Below are 12,221 nucleotides of genomic sequence, written 5' to 3' on the forward strand. Positions count from 1 at the left end.
AGCCTTTATGCAATATACCGATTTACGCGACTTTATGGCTGCCCTTGAGCAGCGTGGCGATTTAAAGCGCGTTCTCTACCCTGTATCCCCTGTTTTAGAAATGACCGAAATTTGCGATCGCACATTGCGCAAAGGTGGTCCTGCATTGCTATTTGAAAAGCCTAAAGGCTTTGATATGCCTGTGCTTGGTAATTTGTTCGGTACGCCTGAACGTGTTGCTTTAGGCATGGGCGCTGATAGTGTTAGTGCTTTGCGTGAAATTGGTCATGTGCTGGCTCAATTAAAAGAACCAGAGCCGCCTAAAGGGCTAAAAGATGCTTGGAATAAGCTGCCATTGTTCAAAAAAGTGCTATCAATGGCACCTAAAGTGCGTAAAGACGCTGTCTGTCAAGAAGTCATTCTTGAGGGCGACGATGTTGATCTTGCCAGCTTGCCTATCCAAACCTGTTGGCCAGGTGATGCAGCACCTTTGATTACGTGGGGCCTAACGGTCACTAAAGGGCCGAATAAAGATCGACAAAATCTGGGCATTTATCGTCAGCAAGTGATTGCGCGTAACAAGGTCATTATGCGTTGGTTAAGCCATCGCGGTGGCGCCTTAGATTACCGTGAGTGGTGCCAAAAATTTCCTGATCAGCCGTATCCTGTTGCCGTTGCTTTAGGCGCTGATCCAGCGACTATTTTAGGCGCTGTAACACCTGTGCCAGACACCTTGTCTGAATACGCCTTTGCTGGCTTACTGCGCGGCAGTCGCACAGAGTTAGTTAAAGCCATTGGTAGTGATTTACAGGTGCCTGCCAGTGCTGAAATCATCTTAGAAGGGCATATTTACCCAAATGAAATGGCCGATGAAGGGCCTTATGGAGATCATACAGGCTACTATAACGAAATCGACCGTTTTCCCGTATTTACAGTAGAACGTATTACAAAGCGTCGCGATGCTATCTATCACAGCACTTATACAGGGCGTCCACCCGATGAGCCTGCGGTGTTAGGTGTGGCATTAAATGAAGTATTTGTGCCTATCCTACAAAAGCAGTTTCCAGAAATTACTGATTTTTATTTACCGCCCGAAGGTTGTTCATACCGTATGGCAGTAGTCACTATGAAAAAGCAATATCCTGGGCATGCTAAGCGAGTGATGATGGGTGTCTGGAGCTTTTTGCGGCAGTTTATGTACACCAAGTTTGTCATTGTTACAGATGACGATATTAATGCCCGTGATTGGAATGATGTAATTTGGGCGATTACGACACGTATGGATCCCAAACGCGATACTGTAATGATAGACAACACTCCTATTGACTATCTAGATTTTGCTTCGCCTATATCAGGCTTGGGCAGCAAAATGGGATTAGATGCTACCCACAAGTGGCCTGGTGAAACCAGTCGTGAATGGGGGCGAGCAATAGAACAAGACCCTGCAATTAAGCAGCATATTGATGCTATTTGGCATGAGTTGGGAATAGATTGACTTGGTTTAGATAGAGCATGTAATTGTAATACAGCTCTATCTATCAATATTGTTCTTATAATTAATACTATTTATATAAACTAATAACGCTTTACCTCAAGTTAACTTGAGGGTTTACTCTGTGCAGGTTAGCTTTCTTAACCCAATTTAAATGACAGAAAATTGCACAGAGCTACCTTGCGAGGATTTTGTTTTGACCTTTGATTCTGCTTCCTTAGCACAGCTAGAGCCGCGTAATTTATTTTGTGCTTTGCTGGATGTGCGTGATTTAGGCGGTGATGTTTATGCTGTACAACTAGCCTTGCCCGAATGCGAGCGACCACTCTTTTATGCGGGACAATATGCCCTTTTATCGCGTCTTGATGGCGAGCAGTCAGCCTTTTCTATTGCTAATCCACCAGAGGAACTGAGTGGTTTAGAGTTTCATATATTGGCACGTGAAGAATCTCCTATTCAGCTGTTACAGGATATTCGTCAGCAACAGGGTGTTTGCGTTGCTTTGCCTTTTGGTGATGTTCACACCCAGAGCATCCAAAAGGATAAACCGCTATTATTGATTGCAGCTAGCACAGGCATGTCGCAAATACATAGTTTGGTTGAATCCTTAACGCAGCACCATTTTATGCAGCCGATCCATATTTATTGGGGCGCTCGGTTTGCAAGTGATCTGTATAAGCTTCCCGCTTTTCCACGCTGGAAGCAGTACGATAATGTACATATGCACACCATTATTAGCCATGATGAAAACTGGATGGGGCGTAGTGGATTATTGTATGAAGCTATTTGTGCAGATATATCACAACTTGAGCAATATCAGGTCATTGCCAGTGGGTCCCCTGCTATGGTGTATGCAACATTTGATGCATTATGCGCAGCTGGTATGCAGCCAGAACAAATGCAAGCCGATGTTTTTGCGTATGCTCCACGTGACTAATTGAAGGAAGAAATGATGTCTGCTTCTGAGCCAACTATTGAGCGCTATGCTAAAGCCAGCCCTGTTACAAAATATTGGGTATTAACGCGCCCTGGCTTTTTGGTGGCAGCCGCCGTTCCAGTTCTATTGGGTTTATCCTGTGCTTATTATTTAGGCGTTCAACTTAATTTATTGACCGCGTTTCTGAGCTTGTTAGGCATGTTACTTATGCAAGCTAGCTCTAATGTCCTCAATGATTATTATGATGCGCTCAATGGCACTGATGCGGTTAATACGGAGCGTATTTTTCCTTTCACTGGCGGCAGTCGTTTTATTCAAAATGGTGTAATGACTGAGCGAGAAGTAGCAGTCTATGGTTTTTCCCTACTTTTTGCTGTAGGCGTTATTGGTTTGCTTTTAATGTATTTTGTAGGCTTGCAATTACTATGGATTGGCTTAGTTGGCGGCTTACTCGGTTGGGCTTATTCAGCTCCGCCACTCTCACTCAATAGCCGTGGCTTGGGTGAAATAAGCGTAGCTATCGCTTTTGGGATTCTTATTCCTTTAGGCGCTGCCTTAGTGCAACAAGGTGATCTGACTTGGTTTCCAATTCTGGCTGGTATTCCTTTAGCTGCTTTGGTGGCGAATCTTTTATATATCAATCAGTTCCCTGACTATAAAGCGGATAAACAGGCAGGCAAACATCATTTGGTTGTGCGCTTAGGCCCACAACGTGCACGCTGGGGTTACCTAATCATTACGGCCTTTGGCTATTGTGTGTTAGCACTACTTATTGGTATTAACTACTTGCCTTATTGGGCAGGTTTAGGGTTTCTTGCATTACCTTTTTCGCTAATGGCAGGCATTCAATTACTAAAGTTTGCAGAGCAACCACAGCATCTACTTAAAGGCATTCAGTGTACTATTGTTGGTTTAATGGCGCATGGTGTGTTGTTGTCTGTTGGTTTGTGTATTGCTGCATTAACGGCTTAAACATCAACACACACGCTCAGTGCATCGTGGCGCCATAATTCATAATCACAGTCAATTAGCCGTCCATGTTGATCTTGGTTGCTACGTACTATCTGTAACGCTGGGCTGCCTTCGGACATTTTTAATACGTTAGCGACTGATTGGCTTAGTGCTGTTGACTGCATATCAAAACGCACTTTGCCGTAGGTTAAACCATAGTGTTGCTGATAAATTTCAGATAACGACTGCGTAAAATCAAATTGTAAAATATGAGGAAAATAAGCAGGGTTTAGATAATGCTCAGCATAAAGCACTAAGCGGTTATCAATACGCCGTGCGCGGCGAATTTGAATTACCGGCTGGCCTTCGGTAATAGCTAACCAACGGCTGACTTGTGCGTTGGCAGGAATAATATCGCTGGATAGCACTTGAGTTGAAGGCGTTCTCCCTTGGCTACTTACCATGCGATTAAAATTAAAGTTGAGCAGTGGATTGTAGTGAATTCGTGAAGGCGAAACGAACCAACCGCGACGGTTCTCCCTATAGATCAAACCTTGGTGCTCAAGTTGCATAAGCGCATCACGTAAGGTAATGCGAGTTGTATTAAATAGCTCGCTCAGGCGCCGCTCAGCAGGCAATTGATGTGTTAGCCGGCCACTGCGTATTTGTTCAGATAATGTATGGTAAATAAAGCTCGCATTATTGATCGACATGGGTTTCCTGCCCTTTGCTGAGTAGGCAAAAATAACCTGCTTTTATTACATTTCTATGACATCAAACTGTCATCCAAACACAGTAATCTGGTGTTTATTTTGCTTGGATTGACAGGGTATGCAGTTAGCTATTTATGATCTAGACCATACATTGATTGCAGGCGATAGTGCTAGCTTGTGGTTGAGTTACATGGTTGAAATAGGCTGGGCAAGTGCTGATCTATTAAAGCAAGAGCAGCGCCTGATGAATGACTATGTGCTAGGTAAAATGGCAATTGATGAGTATATGCAGCTTTGCCTAAAGCCGATGATTGGGCGCCATCAAGCAGAGGTTGCGCAACAGGTACAGGACTTTATACAACAAAAAATTAGTCTTTTGTTATACACAGATGCAGTTTATGAATTGGTACGTACGGAACGTGCAGTCTGTGAGCGTTTAATTATTTCTGCCACTGCTGATTTTTTAGTCAAACCTATTGCTCAGTATTTGGATGTTCGGCATGTGTTGGCTATTAATACTGAGCTAAAAGAGGGTTGTTATACCGGAAGAACAGTAGGCACTGCGACCTATCAAAACGGTAAAGTTGAACGCCTGCGTGAACGCCTGCGTGAATGGCTGGCGGCTGGCCGAGAATTTCAATCTATGCGTTTTTACTCCGATTCATGTAATGACTTACCACTTTTACTACAGGTGGAAGCACCTTACCCTGTAAATCCTGACGAAAAGCTCTTAGCTTACGCTAGGGAGCGAAACTGGCCTGTTCTGGCATGGAGCTAGCTGTCATTTAATTGTCATTAATTACTCTTAAGCTTTAGTTATCAACAAACCAAGCTGCGGAGCAGTGATATGAAAAAACAACTAATCACCTTAACTTTTAGTGCGCTAACCTTAGCATTAGCTGCAGCATCTGCTCAGGCAGATCCTAAGCAAGCACAAGCACTGTTGATGGATCGCGGTGCTAAAGGTGATATTACTCAATTTGCTGGCGCTCAACGTCGTGCAGGCGATGTGACAGAGGCACTAAAAGCGTCCTTAAGCAACACCAAAGCAAAGAACGTTATCTTGCTAATTGGCGATGGCATGGGTGACTCTGAAATTACTATTGCACGTAACTATGCAGAAGGTGCAGGTGGCTACTTCAAAGGTATTGATAGTTTGCCTATCACTGGCCAATACACGCATTATGCATTGAATAAAGAGACGAAAAAGCCAGATTATGTAACAGATTCTGCAGCCTCAGCTACAGCTTGGGCCTCAGGCGTGAAAACTTACAATGGTGCGCTAGGTGTTGATGTGCACGGTAAACCGCATAAAACTATTCTTGAGCTAGCCAAAAGTGCGGGCAAAGCAACAGGTAATGTAACCACGGCAGAAATTCAAGATGCAACGCCAGCCGCCTTGGCTTCTCATATTAATTACCGTAAGTGCTATGGCCCTACTGTTACAACTGATCGCTGTGCTGATTTTGCATTAGAAAATGGTGGTTTAGGTTCTATTACCGAGCAGTTTATTAACACCCGAGCAGACATCACATTAGGCGGTGGAGCTAAGACCTTTAGTGAAAAAGCTAAGGCAGGTCAGTGGAAAGATAAGACACTCATGGAACAAGCTAAGGAAAGAGGCTATCAAGTAGTTACTGACACTAAACAGCTGCACAATTTAACGTTAGCAAACCAAAAACAACCTGTTATTGGGCTTTTTGCCGAGGGCAACATGCCTATTCGCTGGTTAGGTCCGCAGGCTAAGTACAAAGGCAGTACTGAAAAAGCTATCACTTGTAAAGTGAATGACAAACGTACAGCAGATATTCCAACGCTGGCTCAGATGACAGAAAAAGCCATTGAACTGTTAGCTGTGAACCCTAATGGGTTTTTCTTACAAGTAGAAGGCGCTTCTATTGATAAGCAAAACCATGCGGCTAATCCGTGTGGACAAATTGGCGAGACAGTTGATCTTGATGAAGCGGTGCAAGTAGCCATGGATTTTGCGAAAAAACATGGTGATACCCTAGTCATAGTAACAGCTGACCATGCACATTCTAGCCAAATCCTAGAACCTAATGCACAAGCGCCTGGTTTAACACAGATGTTGATTACCAAAGATGGTGCGCCCATGCTAATCAGCTATGGTAACTCAGAAACGGAAGACCAAGGTCACACAGGTACTCAACTACGTATCGCCGCCTATGGTCCTTGGGCAGGCAACGTAACAGGTTTAACAGACCAAACTGATCTGTTTTTCTTAATGCGTGATGCAATGGGCTTAAAGTAATTTAAGCTTTTATACAAAGCGTATTAAACTAAGCTGCTCTAGCTGATGCTGAGCAGCTTTTTTTATGGGCGTTAATTAATGACAGAAAACGAAATAATAGGCTTAGTTGTACTTATTCCAGCGCTTTATTTAGCTATTCGTAGTTATCGAGGAATGGCCGCTAATGATAAAAACGAGAAAGGTTTTCGGCAAAAATTTGCACGAGATTATCAGGCCCTAGTTGCAGCTTTAGCTTGCTTTAAGCAACAAGGACTAACAGAGTCTGTACAAAATCAAATTATTGATGCATGCATGGCCTTAGAAACTAGCCTTGAGCGTGAGTTTGGCGTTCAGCCTCATCCAGATGCTTGGATAAAACGTATTCCAGCATAGTTACGTAAAGATAATCTAAGCTTTGAATTACAGCGCCAACTAGAAGAAGCCTATACCTATCTTCATGATGTGCCTGAGTACATGCTCAGCCGTAAGTTACGTCGTTTATTTGAATAATCAATTTCCTTTTACCTATTAAGGCAACTACAACCTTAGGCTAAAAATTTGCCAAGCAACTATTTCGCATACAAAATAAAAATTATTTCGTATGGGAATTAAGAATGCAACCTATCACTATTAGTTGTGCTGATGGCTTAACACTAAGAGCACATTTATTTAAAACACAACAGCAAAAACTAAAAGGCGTTGTGCAATTGAACCCTGCCACAGGCGTTCCTGAAAGGCTTTATTATGATTTTGCTCAAGCTTTGTCAGAGCAAGGTTATGATGTGCTGACCTATAATTACCGTGGAGTAAGCAGCCACAAGCAAGACAGTAAAAAGGTGCGAGCGGGCTTTACTACTTGGGCTGATCTGGATGTGGAGGCTGTCACTGAATATCTTGCTCAACACTATCCTCACCTACCCCACTTTGCTGTTGGTCATAGTTTTGGCGGACATGCGATAGGACTGTGCAAGAGTACGCGGTATCTTACAGCGGCTATTCTTATTAGCTCACATACAGGCTGTATTCGTTTCATTCGGCCGTTGTCTGAATGGTTAAAAGCAGCATTGATGTTAAAACTGATAGGACCTGTGAGCAGCTGGCTATGTGGGTATTTTCCAGGTAAAGCGTTGAAGTTTGGAGAAAATATGCCAGCACAGGTTATGTATGAATGGTATAGATGGACTAGTATGCCAAACTACTTTTTTGATGATGCTTCAGTGCAGGCTGTATCGCGCTTTGCGCAACAGCAGTTACCTATTCTATCTATAGGCTTTGCAGATGACCCTTGGGCGCCAAGTGAGGCTATTGATTTATTAGCCAAGTACTTTGTAAATAGCCCAGTAGAGCGGCGCCAGTTTCAGCCTAGTGATAGCAATTATCAAGCTATTGGGCACATTAATTTTTTCCGAAAACGCCATGAACACAGCTTATGGCCATTTATTTACCGTTGGCTGGAGCAGCAAAACGCAAAATGAGTTTTGATAAACGATATATATTTTTATTATCTAATGCGCATAAATCATTACAGCGGTATTTAGATCGGCAGATAGAAGCTAGTCAACTAAGTGCAGTTCAAGCTGGCGTGTTATTTGTTCTGGAAAAACAACAGGGGTTGTTAATTGGTGAGTTAGCACAGCGTTTAAATTTGGCGCCCTCAGCCATGACAGGTTTGGCAGATAGAATGATTAAACTCAAGCTGATCAGCCGCCAAGTGGACGCGCAAGATAAACGTAGCCAGCGTGTTTACTTAACAGATCAAGGGCTACAGGCGAGTAAACAGGCACAACAGCTACTGGTGCCAATCAACCAGCAGCTGACAAAGGGTTTTAGTGCAGAAGAAATGCAAGTTGTGAGTCGTTGGCTACAGCATATACAACGAAATTTTTAATCTAAGCCTGATAGCAAAGTAAGCATGGCTTGCTCTGCTTGGGCTAAAGCTGTTTTAGTTTGCTTAGACTGTGCAACCCATAGTGCCCCTTGCTCTAAAGCACCTAAGAGCATTTGCGCTAGAGCTGGGGTGGGAGTGGCTTGAATAAGTTTGGCCTCGATTAATTCTTCTAATAGATGCTGCATAGTTAATACGCATTGACTGTCAGCTAAATGGCTGTGCCCCAGCACCGTTCGGGCATCTAATAACACTATACGTTGCACTTGAGGCTGTTGTACTAGTTTGAGGTAAACTAGACAACGTTGTACGAAGGCTTCCCACTTATCTGCAGTATTTTGGCTGATAGCAGCTAACTGCGTATCTATTTCTTGATCAATCTGGCGCACTACCGCTGCGAGCAGCCCTTTTTTATCACCAAAATGATGGTAGAGCGCGCCACGTGTTAAACCAACATTAGCAGTAAGCTCATCCATGGCAGTATTGGCAAAGCCTTTCTCAGTAAAGGCTTGGCGTGCAGCATGTAGCAGTTTGCTGCGGGTTTCCTCGCTCATTTGATTATGTGTTTGCTTAGTCATAGTTGCTTTTTAATTGACATACGGAGTGTATTTAAATATATTGCATACGCTTCGTATGTATTCTATGGATATGTTATAAAAATGCTAGGTTTATGAGTAAAAAATATGATGAGTGCTTATCAAGCCTTATTTGCGGCTAAAGGTAGCTTAGCTTTTAGTGTTACTGCTTTTATTGGGCGATTACCTATTGCCATGACGGCCATTGGAATTATTACTATGCTGGCGCTACTTTACGATGACTATGCATTAGCAGGAGCGGTAGCCGCGAGCTTTACCTTGAGCAATGCACTGTTAAGCCCACAGATCGCGCGTCAAGTCGATCGTTTAGGGCAGTCTAAAGTATTGCCTGTAGCAGCTATTGTTAGTGTTTCAGGGCTGGCGATACTCTTAACGGCTAGTTATCTTAATGCGAGTTATTATTGGTTGTTTGTGGGTGCTGTAGTAGCAGGCTGTATGCCAAGTCTTTCAGCTATGGTTAGGGCAAGATGGACGGCACTTTATCGAGGCCAGGAACAGTTAAGTACGGCCTTTGCTTTTGAGTCAGTAATAGATGAAGTGACTTTTATTGCAGGCCCACCCATTTCTGTAGGCTTCTGTGTGATGCTCTTTCCTTTAGCTGGGCCTCTATTAGCAGGTATTTTCTTATTAGTCGGGGTGTTTTTGTTTGTTGCGCAAAAGTCAACAGAACCTGTTCCTATACAGGTAGCTACAACACAACAACGCAGTGTAATTTGGCAATCCAATATTCAAGTGCTAGCACTTTTATTGCTATGTATGGGCGTTATTGTAGGTACTATTGATGTGGCCAGTGTCGCCTTTGCTAAGACCCAAGATCAGGCAGGATATGCCAGTCTGGTGTTATCAACTTATGCAGTTAGTTCATGTGTAGCAGGTTTAGTCTTTGGTACCTTACACTTGCAAACACCTTTAGCTAAGCTGCTTGTGTATGCTGGCATAGCAACAGCCGTAAGCTGTATACCACTTTTGTTTGTCAGTAGTGTTTTAGGCTTGATTTTGTGCGTGTTATGGGCGGGTTGTTTTTTTGCACCTAGCATGATTATTGCCATGTCCTTAGTGGAGCAGCGTGTTGCCTCTGAGCGTTTAACTGAAGCGCTGACATGGCTGTTATCAGGTTTGAGTATTGGCGTAGCGGCAGGTGCAGCGGGTGCTGGGCAAGTTATAGACAGCTACGGCGTAGCCAATGCATTCTGGGTTGCTATCGCCGCCGCAAGCGTTATTTTGCTGGTGGTAACCTTAGGTTATCGCAGCGTGCGGTAAATTATTTTTCAACCAAACGCTGGTCGTTGCTCGGTTGATAAAAGCTCAGTTGGTAATCTAGCAAATCTAAATCAGGCTCATCACCATTGAAGAAAACATCAAACTCTCTGTCAGGAAACGCCAGTTGCAAATGTGCTTGATAGCAACGTTGTAAGGCTTTTCCTAAATGAGCAATTTGCAGGTAAGTTATGTTTTCTTGAATATCATCTCGGGGAAATAAATCGAGAATATGCACATGATTGATTACAGCTTCAATTTGCGAATAGTAGGTCACACTGCTAGCAGTCTTCCAGCTATTAAAGTTCTCTATGTTTAACTGCTGTTGATGTAACACACAGCCTTCATGTTCTATAAACGTGGGGCAAAAAAGCTCAGCATAAGCAATAGCCAGCGACATTGAACCAACGCCGCCTAACCAATCAGCAATGGAAAACTCAGGGCCGTTTAACGCTTGCCATTGAGCAATTTCAGGTACAAGCAGTTTGTTATCCATAGTCGCACCAATAAAAAAAAGCTGAAGCAGGAACTTCAGCCTTAGAGTTAAATGAGGTTATATAAAAACACAACTAAAATACCCAGCGGAGTAAGGTAACGCAGTACAAACATAAAAATCTTAAAGGGTAGGTTAAATAAACCCAAGTCTTCAGGTAAGCCTTTGCGGGGTAAATACCAGCCAGCAAAAATAGCAATGGCTAAGCCGCCTAAAGGCATCATTAAGTTAGAGACAAAAAAGTCGACTAAATCGAAAAAGGTTTTCTTTTCGAAAATACTGATAAAACTGAGTGGATAGGCTTGTGACCAGAGGTTGAATGAGAGTACAGAACCTAAACCAATAAACCAAATAACCACACCGCCCAGTAAGGTGCTTTTGGCGCGGCTTAAACCTTTACTTTCTTCTAGCCATTCAGAAACAGGCTCTATCATTGACATGGCTGAAGTGAGTGCAGCAATAAAGAGCAGAGCAAAAAAAGCGGTGCCAAAGAGTAAGCCCCCCGTCATATTGCCGAAGGCTAACGGCAAGGTTACAAAAATCAATCCAGGACCTGCACTTGGCTCAAGGTTATTAGCAAAAACTAATGGAAAAATAGCTAAACCAGCGAGTAATGCCATGGATGTATCCAAAATCGCAATGCTAAATGCTGTGCGGGCAATGCTGATATTTTTCGGTAGATAAGAGCCATAGGCCATAATGACGCCAATACCAATGCTCAGTGTAAAAGCCGCGTGCCCTAATGCCGCCAGAAAACCCTCGGTAGTGATTTTACTAAAGTCAGGATAAAACAGAAATTTAACGCCCTCGGTAAACTTACCCGTTGTCATGGCATAACCGACCATGACGAGCAAGAGTACAAAGAGCATCGGCATAAGCAGTTTCACAGCTTTTTCTACACCTGCATGAATGCCTCTAGCTACAATAAAGATAACCAGCAACATAAAGATGCTATGCCACAGTAAAATGTCGCCCGTACTCGCTAGAAAATTGTTAAATTGAGAACTTGTAACCTCTGGTGTAGAGCTGGTAAATACACCGGATGCCATTTTAATAATATAGGCCATTGACCAGCCGCCAATCACGGCATAAAACGACAAAACCAAACAGGATGCTGCAATACCATTCCAACCCACTAGCCGCCAAGCTTTGCTTAAACCCTGTTGTTCAGTGAGTTCTTGCATAGTCGCTACAGGGTTTTTTCCACCACGACGGCCAACTACAATTTCTGCAATTAAGACAGGTACGCCAACAATGGCAATACAAAGTAAATAAATTAAAACAAAGGCCCCACCACCGTTTTCACCAGTAATGTAGGGAAATTTCCAGATATTGCCTAGGCCAACAGCCGAGCCTGTGGCAGCAAGAATAAAAGCTAATCTGGAGCTCCAGAGCTTAGGGTGAATAGGTGCTTGACTCATGAATACATATCTCCTTTTCTCTATTGTCGTGAAAAATGGAAGATAGTTAAAGTAAAAGCGCGTTAATTCACAGAAATAGCCTAATAAAGAGTTTCTTTGACTAACTATTGGCATAGTAGACGAGGGTGAAACCTTAATAAAAAGCCTATTGGGTGAGTCGTTTTTCATTAAGGTTGCATTTGCATAAAATAACTCTGTATGAAGATTAAAAAAGACTAAGACTAATGGCGATTTTTAGTGTACAAA

13 protein-coding genes are annotated in these 12,221 nt (G+C 43.1%); 9 read left to right on the forward strand and 4 right to left on the reverse strand.

The annotated features are described in order from the left end of the window. Nucleotides 1-7 precede the first annotated feature (7 nt). The 3 genes from ubiD to VQ643_RS02630 all read left to right on the forward strand — a co-directional run bounded on the left by ubiD (nucleotide 8) and on the right by VQ643_RS02630 (nucleotide 3,380). Nucleotides 8-1,474, forward strand: coding sequence for a 4-hydroxy-3-polyprenylbenzoate decarboxylase (gene ubiD / locus VQ643_RS02620; protein ID WP_414197715.1), 1,467 nt, complete (start codon nucleotides 8-10; stop codon nucleotides 1,472-1,474). Between the two features lie 193 nt (nucleotides 1,475-1,667). Beyond that, complete coding sequence (locus tag VQ643_RS02625; protein WP_414197716.1) at nucleotides 1,668-2,408, forward strand: CDP-6-deoxy-delta-3,4-glucoseen reductase; 741 nt, start codon at nucleotides 1,668-1,670, stop codon at nucleotides 2,406-2,408. Between the two features lie 15 nt (nucleotides 2,409-2,423). Beyond that, the gene (locus VQ643_RS02630) at nucleotides 2,424-3,380 is read left to right on the forward strand and encodes a prenyltransferase (protein ID WP_414197717.1); all 957 of its coding nucleotides are present in this window, start codon (nucleotides 2,424-2,426) and stop codon (nucleotides 3,378-3,380) included. On the opposite strand, the gene VQ643_RS02635 is transcribed toward VQ643_RS02630, so the two are convergent. Further along, on the reverse strand, nucleotides 3,377-4,072 hold the full coding sequence (locus tag VQ643_RS02635; RefSeq protein ID WP_414197718.1) for a UTRA domain-containing protein: 696 nt from the start codon (nucleotides 4,070-4,072) through the stop codon (nucleotides 3,377-3,379). The two genes, VQ643_RS02630 and VQ643_RS02635, sit on opposite strands and share 4 nt — an antisense overlap. Nucleotides 4,073-4,190: 118 nt before the next feature. Between VQ643_RS02635 and VQ643_RS02640 the strand changes: the two genes are divergently transcribed. The 5 genes from VQ643_RS02640 to VQ643_RS02660 all read left to right on the forward strand — a co-directional run bounded on the left by VQ643_RS02640 (nucleotide 4,191) and on the right by VQ643_RS02660 (nucleotide 8,211). Then, a complete protein-coding gene (locus VQ643_RS02640) occupies nucleotides 4,191-4,850 on the forward strand; it encodes an HAD family hydrolase (protein WP_414197719.1) in 660 nt (219 codons plus the stop codon). 69 nt (nucleotides 4,851-4,919) lie between these two features. Continuing rightward, nucleotides 4,920-6,344 carry an alkaline phosphatase gene (gene phoA, locus VQ643_RS02645; protein ID WP_414197720.1) on the forward strand — a complete coding sequence of 475 codons (1,425 nt, stop codon included), beginning with the start codon at nucleotides 4,920-4,922 and terminating at the stop codon, nucleotides 6,342-6,344. Nucleotides 6,345-6,422: 78 nt separating this feature from the next. Next, nucleotides 6,423-6,716, forward strand: coding sequence for a hypothetical protein (locus VQ643_RS02650; protein WP_414197721.1), 294 nt, complete (start codon nucleotides 6,423-6,425; stop codon nucleotides 6,714-6,716). 221 nt (nucleotides 6,717-6,937) lie between these two features. Further along, nucleotides 6,938-7,798, forward strand: a complete 861-nt coding sequence (locus VQ643_RS02655; RefSeq protein ID WP_414197722.1) for an alpha/beta fold hydrolase — start codon at nucleotides 6,938-6,940, stop codon at nucleotides 7,796-7,798. Next, entirely contained in the window at nucleotides 7,795-8,211 is a 417-nt protein-coding gene (locus VQ643_RS02660) for a MarR family winged helix-turn-helix transcriptional regulator (RefSeq protein ID WP_414197723.1), read from the forward strand. The genes VQ643_RS02655 and VQ643_RS02660 overlap by 4 nt, the downstream gene beginning before the upstream one ends. On the opposite strand, the gene VQ643_RS02665 is transcribed toward VQ643_RS02660, so the two are convergent. Next, entirely contained in the window at nucleotides 8,208-8,786 is a 579-nt protein-coding gene (locus VQ643_RS02665) for a TetR/AcrR family transcriptional regulator (RefSeq protein ID WP_414197724.1), read from the reverse strand. The two genes, VQ643_RS02660 and VQ643_RS02665, sit on opposite strands and share 4 nt — an antisense overlap. Before the next feature lie 105 nt (nucleotides 8,787-8,891). Between VQ643_RS02665 and VQ643_RS02670 the strand changes: the two genes are divergently transcribed. Beyond that, nucleotides 8,892-10,064, forward strand: a complete 1,173-nt coding sequence (locus VQ643_RS02670; RefSeq protein ID WP_414197725.1) for an MFS transporter — start codon at nucleotides 8,892-8,894, stop codon at nucleotides 10,062-10,064. A gap of 1 nt (nucleotide 10,065) precedes the next feature. On the opposite strand, the gene VQ643_RS02675 is transcribed toward VQ643_RS02670, so the two are convergent. Next, nucleotides 10,066-10,557: a hypothetical protein gene (locus tag VQ643_RS02675; protein WP_414197726.1), complete on the reverse strand. Its 492-nt coding sequence runs from the start codon at nucleotides 10,555-10,557 to the stop codon at nucleotides 10,066-10,068. 47 nt (nucleotides 10,558-10,604) lie between these two features. Then, nucleotides 10,605-11,975 carry a sodium-dependent transporter gene (locus VQ643_RS02680; protein ID WP_414197727.1) on the reverse strand — a complete coding sequence of 457 codons (1,371 nt, stop codon included), beginning with the start codon at nucleotides 11,973-11,975 and terminating at the stop codon, nucleotides 10,605-10,607. Nucleotides 11,976-12,221: the final 246 nt, after the last annotated feature.

This window comes from Pseudomonas sp. F1_0610 (assembly GCF_047470865.1).
In the GTDB taxonomy this organism is placed as follows: domain Bacteria; phylum Pseudomonadota; class Gammaproteobacteria; order Pseudomonadales; family Pseudomonadaceae; genus JAZDRH01.